We start from the raw sequence: 15,894 nt of genomic DNA on the forward strand, positions 1-15,894 counted from the left end.
CTTTCATCTAGTTCGTCTGATCACCCTTTCAGCCGGGGGGCGACTCTCTATGCAGCCGAGATCTAAATTACTCTTCTTCGTCATCGGTTCTTAATTCGTTCTGTTATCCTTTATATTGCCTCGTTCAAAAGATCCTGTCAAGACTTTGGTCACTTTTCTAAAATCAGCGTGACCGGTCCGTCATTGACGAGTGCGACGTCCATCATCGCTCCGAACTGTCCCGTTTCAACAACAATTCCCTGCTGACGTAAACGCGCGTTAAACGCTTCATACAACTCGTTCGCAAGATCCGGTTTTGCCGCTTCCGTAAAGGCAGGACGACGGCCTTTTTTGATGTCTCCGTATAAGGTGAACTGGGACACCGATAAGATTTTACCTTCGACATCCTGCAACGAACGGTTCATCCGCTCTTCTTCATCCTCGAACACCCGTAAACCGGCAATTTTGTCCGCCAACCAGTTGACTTGCTCTAGCGTATCGTCATGCGTGATCCCGACGAGTAAAAGAAATCCTTGATCGATTTGACCGGTAACTGCCCCTTCGACCGTCACACTTGCTTCTTTGACCCGTTGTAATACGACTCGCATTTCTATCCGCTCCTTATGTCATCATGACGCGATGCACCGCATAGACGTCTGATATTTGTTTAATCCGATCAACGACCTTTTGCAAATGGTTGACGTTGTCGATTGCAATCGTCATTGAAATCTTCGCCTGTTTGCTGTCGTTTCCCTTCCCGCTGACGGCTACGATATTCGTATTCATCGCGGATACCGATTGGAGAACGTCATTTAACAGACCTGCCCGGTCAAAACCGGAGATTTCGATTTCGACGTTATAACTCTTGACTGTTTTTCCTTCGTGTTCCCATTCGACTTCAAGCAACCGTTCCGGATTCTGTTCATGAATGACGTTCAGACAATCGGACCGGTGAATCGAAACCCCGCGGCCACGGGTGATATAGCCGACGATGTCGTCACCCGGAACCGGATTACAGCAACGACTCATGCGGACTAACATATTGTCGATCCCTTTGACGCGAACCCCTTCCGGATTCTGTTTCTGCGGCCGGTCAAATGTCTTCATCCCGCTGATGGCTTCGTTTAATTCCATATTCTTCGATTCTTTGTCTTTGCGCAATTTTTCCGTCAATTTATGGGCGACTTGAGCCGCGGTCAGTCCATGATAGCCGACTGCCGCATACATATCTTCTTCCTGACCGAAGTTAAACTTCCGTGTCACGTCTTCGAGCGTCTTTTCATTGATGACGTCTTTTGGCTCGAAACCGAGTTTCTTCACTTCCGCCTCAATTAATTCGCGGCCCTTTGAGACATTTTCTTCCCGTTGCTGGCGTTTGAACCATTGACGGATTTTATTTTTCGCCTGACTCGACACACAAATTTTCAGCCAGTCTTTGCTTGGACCATAACTGTGTTTGGATGTGACGATTTCAATGATGTCACCGGTCTTCAATTTATAGTCAATCGGCACCATCCGTCCGTTGACTTTGGCACCGATTGTCCGGTGACCGATTTCTGTATGAATCCGGTACGCGTAATCAATCGGGACCGAACCTTTCGGCAGCTCGATGACGTCTCCTTTTGGCGTAAAGACGTATAACATATCACTGAAGAAATCGACTTTGACTGATTCCATGAATTCTTCCGCGTCCGCCGTATCTTTTTGGAGTTCCAAGATTTCACGGAAATGAGCAATTTTATCTTCAAAACCTGATTTGGCTTCCTGCTCTTTTCCTTCTTTATACGCCCAGTGAGCGGCAATTCCGTACTCGGCGATGAAATGCATATCGCGTGTCCGAATTTGCACTTCAAGCGGTTCACCCTTCGGGCCGATGACCGTTGTATGCAACGACTGGTACATATTCGGTTTTGGCATCGCAATATAATCCTTGAAGCGACCGGGCATCGGTTTATATTGCGTATGAATAATTCCGAGCACCGCATAACAATCCTTGATCGAATCGACGATGATTCGGACCGCCATCAAGTCATAAATCTCACTGAACTCTTTTTTCGAGTTTTGCATCTTGTTATAGATGGAATAAATATGTTTTGGACGACCATCGACCTCAGCTGCAATCTCAACTTCTTCCAGGACCTCATTGACTTCATCGATGACAGACGTGACGAGTGCTTCCCGTTCGGTCCGCTTTTGTTTCATCATCGAGACGATCCGGTAGTACTGTTGCGGGTTGATATAACGCAGACTGATGTCTTCCAGTTCCCATTTGATCGTCGAAATCCCGAGACGATGAGCAAGCGGGGCAAAGATTTCAAGTGTCTCTTCCGCTTTTTGTACTTGCTTCTCTTTGACCATGTGTTGCAAAGTCCGCATATTGTGCAAACGGTCGGCCAGCTTGATCAAGATGACCCGAATGTCCTCGGCCATCGCGATGAACATCTTCCGATGATTCTCGGCCAGTTCTTCCCGTTTCGACTTGTATTTGATTTTACCAAGCTTCGTCACACCATCGACGAGCATCGTAACATCTGCTCCAAATCGTTCCGTCAGTTGTTCCAGCGTAATATCGGTGTCCTCGACGACATCATGAAGAAGCGCGGCAACAATCGTTGTCGCATCCAAACCGATATCCACTAGTATCCCCGCTACTTGAACGGGGTGAATGATGTAAGGTTCACCCGATCGACGAAATTGTCCGTCATGCTCGTCTTTTGCGAATTGATAGGCGCGTTCGATATCTTTAACTTCTGCCTCTGTCATGTACTCCGCACATCGAGCGAGAAGGTCTTCTACATTTACGATTTGTTTATTTGTCATCCCTTATCCTCACCCAGTCCCCGGGATTGATTACGCTGAATCCCTAATATATATCCTCTATTATCGTGAAATTTTGATAATATGTCAAAATAAAAAGAAATACCCCCCCGACCACTGTCGGGAAGGTACTTGCGATTCATTAATCTGCGTAACGAATTAAGGAAAGAATATCGTATCCTTCTAATTTTTCACGTCCACCTAAACCGTCGAGCTCGATCAAGAATCCGATTCCGGCAACCGTTCCACCAAGTTGCTCGATCATTTTGATTGTCGCTTCGATTGTTCCGCCTGTTGCCAGTAGGTCATCCAGGATGACGACGCGTTGTCCTGGTTGAATCGCATCGTGATGCATCGTCAAGACATCTTTTCCGTACTCAAGACCATACTCGACACGGACCGTCTCACGTGGTAATTTCCCTTCTTTACGGACAGGTACAAATCCGATTTCCATCGCGTATGCTGCCGGGCAGCCGACAACAAATCCGCGTGCTTCCGGTCCAGCGATGACGTCCGCTCCTTGTTTACGGGCATAATCGATCAAGGCATCGACCGACTGCTTGTAAGCAGGACCGTTTTGCATCAGGGATGTGATATCTTTGAAACTGATTCCTTCTTTCGGCCAGTTTTCGACCTCTTTTATATGCTGTTTGAACTCCATGTCATTTCCTCCTGCTTCGCCGCTTCTACCAAAGTATCAAAACGCTCTTTCAACTGAGCGAGTGACGAATAAATGTATTGTTGCTCAAGACGTTGACGTTCCTCATGACGCTTGTACGTCGCAGCTTCCGTCAAGTCTCGTTTTTCAGCGTTCGGGTTCACACCCGGCAGCCCGTCCTCCATTGTAACAAGAAAATCAAGTTCCGAAAACACTGAATGCATAAAGTTAATCGAACGTTTCGACCATTTTCGCGATTTCGACAAACGAACAAGTCCAATTCGGAGCTCATCACGGGGGCATTTCGCAAAGTAATTAAAGTAATGCTTAAATTCTTCCCGGGATGGAATCGTCTCGAAATAGTATCCTTCGTCTTTAAACGCACAGTAAATCCGTTCGGCTTCGTTCAAATAAGGCAAGAAGGCCGATTCTTCTTCCGGCAGATCCAAAAAGACGACGTTTGCCTTAGCAGATCCATTTAGCGTACGCTCGGCATATTTGGTTTGTGTTTCTTCCGAGAAGGCGACAAACGTCGTCGTATCATGCGGAAGTTCAAACACATCCGTCAACGGTTTCTTGCCACCACGGTAATCAAACAGTTGGTAATCGACGACTGCTAAATCCTGAATCATCAGTTGCGGTTTACGGAAACCGTTCCATTCATTGATATTCAGACTCCCCATTAACGACACTTCTGCGAGTGATGACACTTCGTCGACGGCGTCACCAAAACCGAATCCGATTCCATCCAGTTCGGTCTTTCCGTCGGTCACGAGAACCTTCAGGTGGGTCAAATCACGGCCAATCCGTTTTAAGTCTCGGATGCTGGCATCTTCCACGACGACACGCGGTGACGGATTCCCCATACCGAACGGTGCGAGTCGTCCCATCTCTTCAATCAAGCCGATGGAGACATCCGAAACATTCAGGCGTAAATCAATTTCTGTCGTCGCGATGAACGCTTCTTCCGGCAAACTTGCCGCTTGGGCATTCAATCGTTCCCGTAAAACACTGACGTTTTCTGATGACAATGTCATTCCGGCAGCAGCCGGATGTCCTCCGAAGTGCGGTAGTATATCAGCCGACTGATTCAACTCGGCAAAGAGATCAAATGCGGCAATCGAACGGCCAGAACCTTTTGCCGTCCCTTTTTCTGCATCATGACACAAAAGAATCACAGGTCGATGATACTTTTCAACAAGCCGGGACGCTACGATTCCGACGACACCCGGATTCCATTGATCCGAATCGACGACTAAGACACGGTCTGCCAGATAATGCTGTTCCACGAGGTCGGTCGCTTCTTCGGCAATCTTTTTGACGATATCCTGCCGTTGTTTATTTTGTTGGTCGAGTTGTTCTGCAAGCAGGCTGGCTTCTTCTATTGTTTCCGCGAGTAACATCTCAAGCGCCGGCATCGCCGAGTCGAGTCGACCGGCTGCATTGATCCGGGGACCAAAGGCAAACCCGACCGACTCTTCCGTCAACTCGTCTTCGACGAGACTGCAGACTTTCCGTAACGCTAAAATACCCGGTCGTTCACTGGCATTTAACGCTTCAATCCCTTTCGCTGCAAGCAACCGGTTTTCACCGACGAGCGGCACTAAGTCGGCAATCGTTCCGAGTACAGCCAAATCAAGCAATTCTTCCGGCACACGTCCCAGTAACGCATGGGCGACCTTAAAGGCAACACCGGCACCGGCAAGCTTCGAATACGGGTAATTGGAATCAACACCCGGATGAATCATGGCGAAAGCGTCCGGCAAGACGTCTTTTGCTTCATGGTGATCGGTAATGATTAAATCAACGCCGAGTTCTTTTAAGACGGCGGCTTCCTCGATACCGGAAATTCCGCAGTCGACCGTGATGACGAGACCGAATCCTTCTTCTGCCGCCCAGCGGAACGCTGCCTCGTTTGGTCCGTAACCTTCTGTAAACCGATTCGGAATGTAGCATTCCGCCATCGCACCGATTTCAATCAACGCATGCCATAAAATCGCAGCGGAACTGACGCCGTCGACATCATAGTCTCCGTAAATCAAAATCATCTCACCTTCATCAGCCGCTTGCTGGATCCGGGCGACTACTTTGTTCATGTCCTGGAACAAGAACGGATCATGAAACGCCATTTGATCGGTTTCCAAAAACGCTTTAGCTTGATCCGCTGTCTCAAAGCCACGTTGCACGAGCAAGTGTGCGACTTGATGGGAAACGTTCACCTGGCCAGCCAGTTCGTCTATTTTAACGGAATCGACTTGCTTATCGATCCATGTTTTCTTTGAATGATACATCTAATCCCTCCAATCAACTTCATCATTATAGAACAAAACCCGCGTTAGCGATAGCTAACACGGGTCAGGTTATGAGGCTTGTTTTGTTGATTTCAGTGTCCGACCTTTCATGACGAGCCACAGTTGGGCTGCGATGAAAATCGAAGAATACATGCCCATGATCAGACCAACGAGTAAGGCAAGACTGAATCCACGGATCGCTTCACTACCGAAGATGTAGAGTGCCGCTGCCGTCATGATGACTGTGACGACCGTGTTGATTGAACGAATGATTGTCTGTTGAATCGATTCATTGACGATATGCGACAATTCACTGAACGTCACTTGACGGCCACCTTTTTCAGCAAGACCCAAGTTTTCCCGGACCCGGTCAAAGGTAACAATCGTATCATTGACCGAATAACCGATGATCGTCAAAATCGCTGCGATGAAGTACAGATTAACTTCAATCTGGAACAACGAGAAGAAGGCAATGATCATCAACGCATCATGGAGCAAAGCAAGGACAGTCGCAATCCCGTATAGCGGTTGGAAACGGAACGAGACGTAAATAACGATTCCAAGTGAAGCCAGCAAGACGGCATAAATCGCGTTACGGGCGATTTCCTGACCGACTTGTGCCGACACTGTCGAGATGCTTGGTTCTTTTTTATATTTTGCTTCAATCGTTTGTTTCATTTTCGAGATTTGCTCCTGATCGAATTCTCCGACGAACGTCACGTTCGCGAGCTTTCCGCCTTGCGCGAATTGCACACCATTGATTTCAGCGGCATCAATTCCGGCCTCTTCAATGACGGAACGAACCTCTGCTTCTTTGATCGTGTTCGTTGAAGAAATTTCAACGCGTGTTCCTTCTGTAAAGTCGATTCCGAGGTTCAAGCCGCGGAAGGCCAACAGTAGAATCGAAATGACTACAAGCGCAATCGTGATTGCAAAGTAAACTTTCCGATGCTTCACATAATCAAATTTCGTTGGATTAAAGTTCACGAATTTCATCCTCCTTTACGCCAAACCAGGTTTTTTTCTTATCAAACCAGCGGCTGCTGACGAGAAGTTGCATCAAGTAACGTGAGATGAAAACATTCGTGATGAACGTAACGGCAATCGAGACCATCAGCATGATGGCAAATCCTTTGACGGTACTTGTTCCGAAGTAATACAACACGCCTGCTGAAATCAACGTCGTCAAGTTGGCATCAAGAATCGTACCAAATGAGCGGCGGTTACCGGCTTTAAAGGCGGACAAGACGGATTTCCCGCTTCGGAGTTCATCTTTGATCCGTTCTGCCGTGATGATGTTCGCATCAACTGCCATCCCGACACCCAGTACGAGCGCAGCGATACCCGGCAATGTCAAGACTGCATTGATCCCGTTAAAGAAAATCATGACGAGATAGATATAGAACAACAATGTAATGATCGACACTAAACCAGATACCCGGTAGAACAGCAACATGAAGAGGAAGACGGCTGCAACACCGATCATTGACGCAAACAATGTCTGATCGAGGGCATCTTGACCAAACGCGGCCGAGACAGACGTCGAATAGATTTCATCCAGTTTGACGGGTAGTGCTCCGGCATTTAGGATTGACGATAGTTGTTTTCCGTATTCTGCTGTAATGTCACCACCAGAGATGATGGCTTTATCCGAGTTGATCGGCTGTTGGACCGAAGCATCGGAGACGATTTTTGAATTTTCTTTTTGAATCTCTTTTTCGTACGTATCCCCTTTTTCATAGTCGAGCCAGATGACAAGACGATTTGCAGGAGGTTGCATTTTAGACACTTGTTGTGTCACTTCATAAAATTTTTCTTTCGACTTCATTGTCAGTTCGACGAGCGGTGCGTTTGTTTGCGGATCGTATCCGACTTTCGCTCCTTTTGCCTTTAAGTCTGATCCATCAAGTAACACTTTGTCGTTGATGTCCCGGAATGACAGTTCGGCAGTCGAGGATAAAATCTGACGGGCTTCACTTTGATTTTTGACACCTGCCAGTTGAACACGAATCCTGTTGTCTCCTTCGATCCGGATGTCCGGTTCCGAAACACCCAGTACGTTAACCCGGTTTTCGATTGCCGTCAGCGTCGCGCTCATCGCATTGGAATCGATGACATCGCCTTCTTTTAGTGGTTGTACTTCATACAAGACTTCAAATCCGCCTTTTAAGTCCAGACCGAGTTTGGTGTCTTTTAAGAGCCAATTCGATGTCGTGCCAATCAAAACGAGCAGCGCGGCGACGATAATGAAGAACGTGGCCAGTTTTCCCTTCTTAATCATGCTACATTGTCCTTTCTCTCAATCCCTGTATATTTTCAGACAACTTTCTTATCCTATCCTAGCTTACATAAGAATTGGTAATCTTAGCAATCGTTTTTCTCATATATAAACAGAAAAGACGCTTCCGAATTCGGAAAGCGTCTTTTTCGAGCCTTATTCGACGATTTCGTCGTCCATGACAGTCGTAGTTTTTTTCGTAACTTCTGCGACCGCACTACGGTTAAACGTCAATTGCGCGTTACCCGACTTCAATGTGACGGTTGTCTCATCTACTTTTTGTACGACCCCATGAAGGCCACCGATCGTTACGATCGAGTCACCGCGTGATAATTGGGTTTGCATCTCACGCACTTGCTTCTGGCGTTTGTTCTGTGGACGAATCAACAAGAAATAAAACACCACGAAGATCAAGATCATCGGGAGGAAAGTCAATAGTTGTTGCATCTGAGTCAGCTCCTTTTCATTCAAATCACGTTCATTATACCGTAAAAAGAATGGAATTGTCAGACCATTTATCAGAAATTCTTTGCGTTCGGTAAATTATAACCGTATTCTTCAAAGAATTCGTCTTTGAAATCAAGCAGACGGTCTTCGCGAATCGCTTGACGGACGCCTTCCATCAACTTGACGAGGAAGTGAAGATTGTGTGTCGAACAGAGGTGAAGACCAAATGTTTCCTGTGCCCGGATCAAGTGATGGATATAAGCACGTGAGTAATTCTTACACGCATAGCAATCACATTTCTCATCGAGTGGACGGAAGTCACGGGCATATTTCGCATTCCGGACGACAAGACGTCCGCTTGATGTCATTAACGTACCGTTGCGTGCAATTCGAGTCGGCAAGACACAGTCAAACATGTCGATACCGCGAATGGCACCTTCGATCAAGGCATCTGGTGAACCGACGCCCATTAAGTAACGCGGCTTGTCTTCCGGCATGAGTGGTGTCGTAAAATCAAGGGCGCGGTACATGACGTCTTTTGGTTCTCCGACTGAAAGACCACCGACCGCATAACCCGGGAAATCAAGTGATGCAAGATCACGGGCACTTTGACGGCGTAAGTCTTCATACTCGCCGCCTTGAATGATACCGAACAATGCTTGATCCTGCGGCCGTTCGTGTGCTTCAAGGCAACGTTCCGCCCAGCGGCTTGTCCGCTCGACAGAAGCTTTCATGTATTCATGAGAAGCCGGGAACGGTGGGCACTCGTCAAACGCCATCATGATGTCAGAACCAAGGGCATTTTGGATTTCCATTGCTTTTTCCGGTGACAGGAACAGTTTATCTCCATTCAAGTGGTTCCGGAAATGGACACCTTCCTCTGTGATGTTACGTAAATCAGCGAGAGAAAAGACTTGGAATCCACCGGAATCGGTTAAGATGGCGCCGTCCCAATTCATGAATTTATGCAGACCGCCGGCTTCTTTAATGACATCATGGCCCGGACGGACCCACAGGTGATAGGTATTGGACAAAATGATGTTCGCATTCATGTCTTTAATCTGTTCCGGCGCCATCGTCTTGACTGTCGCTTGTGTCCCGACCGGCATGAAAACAGGTGTCTCGAAGCTGCCGTGCGGCGTATGGACGATTCCTAACCGCGCACCAGATTGTTTACAAGTCTTGATATGTTCGTACGTTACTGCATGTTTTGTCATCGGTTTAATTCCTCTCTCGTTAAGAACATTGCGTCTCCGAAACTAAAGAATCGGTAATTTTGCGCAACAGCTTCTTCATAGGCATGTAATATGTGTTCACGGGTCGATAGAGCGGATACGAGCATGATCAAAGTCGACTTCGGTAAGTGGAAGTTCGTGATCAAGCCGTCGATTCCTTTGATTTCCTGCCCCGGATAGATAAAGATATCCGTCCAACCGGATGCTTCGACGAAATCCCCGTGATCCCGGATGACGGTTTCAAGTGTCCGGGTCGAAGTTGTTCCGACGGCAATGATCCGTCCGCCGTTTTTACGGGTCTCCCGTAAAATCTTCGCAGAGGACTCCGGTAATTCGTAGTATTCACTGTGCATTTTGTGACTGTCCACGTCATCGACGGAGACCGGACGGAATGTCCCGAGTCCGACGTGTAATGTTAACGGTGCAAGCTGAACGCCTTTATCCGTCAGTGCCTGCAACAGTTCCGGTGTAAAATGCAGACCTGCCGTCGGGGCTGCCGCACTCCCCCGTTCCCGGGCGTAGACCGTCTGGTAACGGTCCTGATCTTCGAGTTGTTCATGGATATAAGGTGGCAAAGGCATCGTCCCGAGCTGATCGAGTACTTCATAAAAAATGCCGGTGTACGAGAACTTCAGGATTCGCCCGCCATCGTCGAGTGCTTCGACACATTCCGCCCGGAGCAATCCGTCACCGAATGACAGGACAGTTCCCGGTTTAACGCGTTTCGCCGGTTTTGCGAGCGTCTCCCAGACATCTTCGCTCGTCTGCTTGAGCAATAACAGTTCAATTTTACCGCCGGTCTCTTCTTTGACACCAAACAGTCGGGCCGGTAAGACCTTCGTATCATTGATGACGAGCGTATCTCCTGCGTTAAAATACGAGACGATATCATGAAATTTTTCATGACGAAGGGCGCCTGTTTCCCGATTGACGACCATCAACTTTGAACTTGTCCGATCGAGCAATGGCACTTGGGCAATCTGTTCTTCCGGTAAATGAAAATCAAATAAATTTACATCCATCTTTAGTTTCCTTCTTTCAATCCTAAATGTTGCCGCGCAAACGGCGTCAAGACACGACCGCGTGGTGTCCGTTGTAAAAATCCTTGTTGTAGTAAATAAGGTTCGTAGACGTCTTCAATCGTCTGCGCATCTTCGCCGATCGTCGCTGCAATCGTCTCAAGACCAACCGGTCCTCCGGCAAACCGTTCGGCAAGCGAACGTAACAGACGGTGATCAACATCATCCAGTCCAAGCGCATCGACATGCAAACGATCGAGTGCACTCGTCGCAAGTGTCGCGTCGATTGCGGTCTGATGCGCGACTTGCGCAAAATCACGGACACGTCGTAACAACCGGTTGGCAACCCGTGGTGTCCCGCGGGAACGAAGCGCAATGGCTTCTGCTGCCATCCGGTCTGCTTCAAAGCCAAACAAACGGGATGTCCGTGTGACAATCGCCGACAGTTCCGGCATCGTATAGTACTCCAGTTTCAGCGTCACACCAAAGCGGTCACGAAGCGGAGCCGACAACATGCCTGCCCGTGTCGTTGCTCCGACTAGCGTAAACGGTGGCAAATCAATCCGTACGCTGCGTGCCAACTCCCCTTGACCGATGACGATATCAAGACAATAGTCTTCCATAGCCGGATAAAGAATCTCCTCAATCGACCGGCTCAACCGGTGAATTTCGTCAATAAACAAGACGTCTCCCGGTTCGAGCGAAGACAAAATTGCCGCGAGATCCCCCGGCCGTTCAATCGCCGGGCCAGCTGTCGTCTTGATGCCGACGCCCATCTCGTTGGCAATGATTGTCGCAAGTGTCGTCTTCCCAAGACCGGGAGGACCGTATAAAAGCACGTGATCCAGTGTTTCCTGACGGATTTTTGCCGCTTGGATAAAGACACTCAAGTTGCCTTTCGCCTTTTCCTGACCAATGTACTGATCCAGTGTCTGAGGACGTAAACTCCACTCTTCCTGATCTTCCGCATGTGCGGATTCTGACAAAATCCGTTCTTCCACGTTCTCACCTCACATTCAATAACAACTGCAACGCCCGCTTCACATATTGGTCCGTCGACAACACTTCACCTTGAAGTGCTTTTTTGACTTTCTCGACTTCCCGTTCACTGTATCCGAGTGCCGTCAAGGCTTCACATGCTTCATTCAATTCCGCATTTCCCTGGGCAAATAATCCTTCACTTGGAATATAGTCAGGTGCGAGCTCAGCCAGTTTCCCTTTTAAATCAAGCGTCATCTGCTTCGCTGTCTTTTTACCGACACCCGGGAACTTAATCAAATAACTTTCCTTCTCCTGCTCGATTGCTTCAACAAGCGCATCGACATCTCCTGACGCCACGATGGCAAGTGATCCTTTAGGACCAATCCCTGTTACGCCAAGCAATTTCGTAAACAGCGCCCGTTCACGTCTTGAACGGAATCCGAACAAGACTTCCTGGTCTTCTCTGACATAATGATACGTATATACGATAACCTGTTCGTCTCCGGTCCGATAAAAAAACGGGTTCGGTGCTACGATTTTGTAGCCAATCCCCCCGACCTCGATCGTCACGAATTCCGCACAGACATAAGCGACTTCGCCGCGTACGAATTCTATCACTTTTGCACGCTCCCATCCATTAACAAACTCTCGTGTTATTGTAGCATATAACGAGGAGGCTCTTCAAAACGTAATTCTCCATAACTGAGACTGTCACGATGGAAATTTGCGTATTCTACTTCTCTCAAAAAAATGAAACAGAGCAACGGATGTCGCATTCCGTTGCCCTGTTTCGTAGTGCGTGAATTGTTCGAGTCCGCTTTACTTTTCGTACTGTTACGAGCGTTCCAGCATCCGTTCGAGTGCGAGGACTGCATAGCGTGTCGTTTCCGGATCGACGGTGATGACATTGACCGGCTGACCGGATTCAATTTGTTCGAGTGACCAGGCGAGGTGCGGTAAATCAATCCGGTTCATCGTCAGACACGGACACATGAATGGATTCAAGGACACGATGTCGAGTTCCGGATAATCTTTTGCCAGCCGTTGGACTAAGTTCATTTCTGTCCCGATGGCCCACTTCGTTCCAGGTTCCGCCTGTCTGATTTGATCAATGATATACGCTGTCGAACCATTCAAATCTGACGCTGCGACGACTTCAAAGGAACATTCCGGGTGAACAAGAATTTTCCGTTCGGGATCTGCTTTACGGAACTGCTCAATCTGTTCGACCGTGAACTTCTCATGAACAGAACAATGTCCCTTCCACAGTACGACCCGGATGTCCTCATCCGCTCCGTCAAACACCAACTGATCGGTAATCGGATCCCAGACAGCCATCTGTTCGAGCGGAATTCCCAAGGCATGCGCCGTATTCCGTCCGAGATGTTGATCGGGCAGGAAGAAGAGGATGTCGCGTTCAGCAAGTGCCCACTCGACCATTCGAACTGCATTCGAGGAAGTAACGGTTGCTCCGCCGTGACGACCGACAAACGCTTTGATTTCAGCTGTTGAATTGACATACGTCAACGGGAGAATCGATCGCCCCAACCGGTTCGTCAACACGCCATATGCCCGTTCCGTCTGAAAGCCGTTCGCCATATCAGCCATTGAACAGCCGGCCCGCATATCCGGCAAGACGACCGTATGCTGTTGATCCGTCAGCATATCCGCCGTCTCTGCCATGAAATGAACACCGCAAAAAACTGTATAGTCGGCATCCGTCATCTGTTTCGCCACTTGCGCGAGTTGGAGTGAATCTCCTGTTGCATCCGCAAACTGAACGACCTCATCTTTTTGATAATGATGCGCCGGTAAAAATAGCCTTGATCCCATCCGCTGTTTGACCCCTTCGATGATTGCCACTAATTCTGCATCTGTTTTTTCTAAGTATGTTCTCGGAATCCCTTGCTCTGTAAATAAATTAAGACTCATCTTTTTTTCCTCCCGCAATTTTCATACTGATGTCTAACGCCGGTGCCGAATGGGTCAATGCACCAAGTGAGATATAATCTGCTCCGCACTCACCATATGCCGGTAACGTATCCAGTGTGATTCCGCCTGATACTTCGACCGTAATCGTTCGCGGAATCCATGACCGGAACAACTTGATCTCTTCCGGTGTTCGGTTGTCGAGCATGATGATATCGACACCGGCTGCGACTGCTTCCTTGACCTCTTCACTTGTCTCGACCTCCACCTCAATCGGTGTCGTGTGACCGACTTGTGCCTTCGCCCGACTGACGGCAGCTGTAATTGAACCGGCGACGGTGATGTGATTATCTTTGATCATGACGGCATCATCGAGTCGACCGCGGTGATTAAATCCGCCCCCGATCCGAACTGCATGTTTTTCAAGCATCCGGAGACCCGGTGTTGTTTTCCGTGTATCGGCAATCCGGACTTTCCCACCGACAAGATTTACTGCCTGGTGCGTCAAGGTCGAGATTCCCGACGTTCGTTGTATGAGATTTAAAGCGACCCGCTCTCCCGTCAGAATCGCCTGCAGGCGACCGGACCATTTCGCGACCACTTGTCCTCGGGAAATCGGTTGTCCGTCCCGGACGATCGTTTCGTGTTCGACTTCGAGCAGTCGGGCTAATTCGCCCAATACAGCTTCACCGCAAAAAATACCGGACTCTTTCGCCATGAATTGACCGGTTCCTTGTTCATCGCCAATCAGACATACTTCACTCGTCACGTCCTGATGACCGATATCCTCCACTAAAAAATCTTCAAGTTGTCGTCGTAGGTACCATCTGTTCATGTGGTTGTTCTCCTTTTAATCGTTGAATTGCTCCTTCAAGTAACAGCTTTGCCGTCATCCGATGCAGACGCCTCAGTTCAGCGTCCCGTCCGGATCCTTGTTCATCCGGTTGATGTTGGAAGGTTTCCAGCGTTTGTTTAAGCAGGCGTTCATCGAGCTGAACGCTTAACGCTTCTGCCCAGGAGGAATCGAGTGGTTCCGGCTCTCTCTCCTGTACGATCTCTATGTCCGGTAACGGCTGGCGTGTCGGCAACTGAAGCCGTAATGCCAATTCCTTGCCCATTACGAAACATTCGAGCAGCGAGTTTGAGGCCAATCGATTTTTTCCATGCAATCCTGTTGATGCCGTCTCACCAACTGCATACAGTCCCGGAACGGTCGTCCGCCCGAGACGGTCTGTTTTAATCCCGCCCATTAAAAAGTGAACACCGGTCGTCACTTCAACGATACCAGGTGATATGTTCAACGTTTCACATTTCTTAACAAACGTCGGAAAGCGTCGGTGCAATTGTTCGACAGACGTCGTATTGAGATAAACCGGTTCTTGTTCGCGTACTGTCGTGATGCGCCTTGCGACTTCATCCCGGGCGGCCAAGTCTCCTTGCGGATGATCCGCCATCACACGGCGACCGTCTGTTGTCATCAAATACGCACCCGCTCCGCGTAATGCCTCCGTAATCAAGCCTTGACTGACACCGTCATGAAGAAGCACGGTCGGATGATGCTGGATGTACCCTAAATCGGATAGACGTGCTCCGACCTGCGCCGCGAGTGCCAGACCGTCACCCGTCAGGTCCGGTTCGTTCGTCGAAGCCGTGAACAAGCCGCCGATTCCGCCTGTCGCCAGGATGACAGCCCGAGCAGAAAAGACGACCGGCGTTTGACCGCGATACCCGCGTGCGCCGACGACCTGTTGTCTGTTCATCAACAATTCCGTAATGACGGTATCCTCGATGACAGGATGATCCAATTGCTGAAGCAGTTGTGTCATCATTCGTTCACCTGTCCGGTCTCCTCCAATGTGAAAAATACGGGGTCTTGAGTGCGCCCCTTCTTGACCTAAGGCATATTCGCCCGTCACTTCACGGTCAAACACGACACCAAATGTTTCAAGTTCTTGAATGACCTGCCTGCCGGTCGCGGTGATAAATGAAATCATCGTTTCATCTGTCCGTCCCTTCGCGGCCTGCTCCGTGTCAACTTGATGACTGAAATGGTTCTCCTCCAGATATGCCGACGCAATCCCGCCTTGTGCCCGCATCGAATTCGTTTCCGTCTTCGTCCCTTTTGAGACAAGGATGACCTTCAAGTGAGACGGGAGATGCAGGGCAGCTGAAACGGCTGCTAATCCTGTGCCGATGATTAAGACATCAACTTCCTCTACATTATGTAAAGACATATGATAAACACCTCTATACTTAAATA

At 48.7% G+C, this 15,894-nt stretch carries 12 protein-coding genes, 1 pseudogene and 1 other annotated feature (1 of these 14 only partly in view); all 13 genes and pseudogenes read right to left on the minus strand.

Annotated elements, in window-relative coordinates:
- Positions 1-93, minus strand: a binding site (T-box leader); it reaches 131 nt to the left of the window's first position.
- Between the two features lie 56 nt (positions 94-149).
- The 13 genes and pseudogenes from dtd to HNY42_RS12285 all read right to left on the minus strand — a co-directional run bounded on the left by dtd (position 150) and on the right by HNY42_RS12285 (position 15,868).
- A complete protein-coding gene (dtd, locus tag HNY42_RS12220) occupies positions 150-587 on the minus strand; it encodes a D-aminoacyl-tRNA deacylase (RefSeq protein WP_188004553.1) in 438 nt (145 codons plus the stop codon).
- Between the two features lie 13 nt (positions 588-600).
- Positions 601-2,799 (minus strand): RelA/SpoT family protein, encoded by a 2,199-nt coding sequence (locus tag HNY42_RS12225; RefSeq protein WP_114595340.1) that lies wholly within the window; start codon positions 2,797-2,799, stop codon positions 601-603.
- Between the two features lie 139 nt (positions 2,800-2,938).
- Positions 2,939-3,457: an adenine phosphoribosyltransferase gene (locus HNY42_RS12230; RefSeq protein ID WP_012370959.1), complete on the minus strand. Its 519-nt coding sequence runs from the start codon at positions 3,455-3,457 to the stop codon at positions 2,939-2,941.
- Entirely contained in the window at positions 3,436-5,745 is a 2,310-nt protein-coding gene (gene recJ / locus HNY42_RS12235; RefSeq protein ID WP_114595339.1) for a single-stranded-DNA-specific exonuclease RecJ, read from the minus strand. Before recJ ends, HNY42_RS12230 begins: the two co-directional genes overlap by 22 nt.
- A 69-nt stretch (positions 5,746-5,814) precedes the next feature.
- Positions 5,815-8,026 (minus strand): annotated as a pseudogene (gene secD / locus HNY42_RS16295) (protein translocase subunit SecD).
- Positions 8,027-8,179: 153 nt separating this feature from the next.
- Positions 8,180-8,470 (minus strand): preprotein translocase subunit YajC, encoded by a 291-nt coding sequence (gene yajC / locus HNY42_RS12250; RefSeq protein WP_012370963.1) that lies wholly within the window; start codon positions 8,468-8,470, stop codon positions 8,180-8,182.
- A 71-nt stretch (positions 8,471-8,541) separates the two neighbouring features.
- A complete protein-coding gene (gene tgt / locus HNY42_RS12255; RefSeq protein WP_114595336.1) occupies positions 8,542-9,687 on the minus strand; it encodes a tRNA guanosine(34) transglycosylase Tgt in 1,146 nt (381 codons plus the stop codon).
- The gene (queA, locus tag HNY42_RS12260) at positions 9,684-10,727 is read right to left on the minus strand and encodes a tRNA preQ1(34) S-adenosylmethionine ribosyltransferase-isomerase QueA (protein ID WP_114595335.1); all 1,044 of its coding nucleotides are present in this window, start codon (positions 10,725-10,727) and stop codon (positions 9,684-9,686) included. The genes tgt and queA overlap by 4 nt, the downstream gene beginning before the upstream one ends.
- Positions 10,728-10,729: 2 nt before the next feature.
- Positions 10,730-11,725 (minus strand): Holliday junction branch migration DNA helicase RuvB, encoded by a 996-nt coding sequence (gene ruvB / locus HNY42_RS12265; RefSeq protein ID WP_026832440.1) that lies wholly within the window; start codon positions 11,723-11,725, stop codon positions 10,730-10,732.
- Between the two features lie 4 nt (positions 11,726-11,729).
- The gene (gene ruvA, locus HNY42_RS12270) at positions 11,730-12,323 is read right to left on the minus strand and encodes a Holliday junction branch migration protein RuvA (protein WP_012370967.1); all 594 of its coding nucleotides are present in this window, start codon (positions 12,321-12,323) and stop codon (positions 11,730-11,732) included.
- A gap of 216 nt (positions 12,324-12,539) precedes the next feature.
- Positions 12,540-13,637, minus strand: coding sequence for a quinolinate synthase NadA (nadA, locus tag HNY42_RS12275; RefSeq protein ID WP_188004554.1), 1,098 nt, complete (start codon positions 13,635-13,637; stop codon positions 12,540-12,542).
- Positions 13,627-14,469, minus strand: a complete 843-nt coding sequence (nadC, locus tag HNY42_RS12280; protein ID WP_188004555.1) for a carboxylating nicotinate-nucleotide diphosphorylase — start codon at positions 14,467-14,469, stop codon at positions 13,627-13,629. The genes nadA and nadC overlap by 11 nt, the downstream gene beginning before the upstream one ends.
- Entirely contained in the window at positions 14,438-15,868 is a 1,431-nt protein-coding gene (locus HNY42_RS12285) for an L-aspartate oxidase (RefSeq protein WP_131502721.1), read from the minus strand. Before HNY42_RS12285 ends, nadC begins: the two co-directional genes overlap by 32 nt.
- Between the last annotated feature and the right edge of the window lie 26 nt (positions 15,869-15,894).

Source organism: Exiguobacterium sp. Helios (genome assembly GCF_014524545.1).
In the GTDB taxonomy this organism is placed as follows: domain Bacteria; phylum Bacillota; class Bacilli; order Exiguobacteriales; family Exiguobacteriaceae; genus Exiguobacterium_A.

What these genes read in the sequence shown, in the direction of transcription:
- queA (WP_114595335.1), bottom strand. Translation starts at nt 10,727, where the DNA reads ATGGATGTAAATTTATTTGATTTTCATTTACCGGAAGAACAGATTGCC.
- dtd (WP_188004553.1), bottom strand. Translation starts at nt 587, where the DNA reads ATGCGAGTCGTATTACAACGGGTCAAAGAAGCAAGTGTGACGGTCGAA.
- recJ (WP_114595339.1), bottom strand. Translation starts at nt 5,745, where the DNA reads ATGTATCATTCAAAGAAAACATGGATCGATAAGCAAGTCGATTCCGTT.
- nadA (WP_188004554.1), bottom strand. Translation starts at nt 13,637, where the DNA reads ATGAGTCTTAATTTATTTACAGAGCAAGGGATTCCGAGAACATACTTA.
- HNY42_RS12225 (WP_114595340.1), bottom strand. Translation starts at nt 2,799, where the DNA reads ATGACAAATAAACAAATCGTAAATGTAGAAGACCTTCTCGCTCGATGT.
- HNY42_RS12230 (WP_012370959.1), bottom strand. Translation starts at nt 3,457, where the DNA reads ATGGAGTTCAAACAGCATATAAAAGAGGTCGAAAACTGGCCGAAAGAA.
- tgt (WP_114595336.1), bottom strand. Translation starts at nt 9,687, where the DNA reads ATGACAAAACATGCAGTAACGTACGAACATATCAAGACTTGTAAACAA.
- HNY42_RS12285 (WP_131502721.1), bottom strand. Translation starts at nt 15,868, where the DNA reads ATGTCTTTACATAATGTAGAGGAAGTTGATGTCTTAATCATCGGCACA.
- yajC (WP_012370963.1), bottom strand. Translation starts at nt 8,470, where the DNA reads ATGCAACAACTATTGACTTTCCTCCCGATGATCTTGATCTTCGTGGTG.
- nadC (WP_188004555.1), bottom strand. Translation starts at nt 14,469, where the DNA reads ATGAACAGATGGTACCTACGACGACAACTTGAAGATTTTTTAGTGGAG.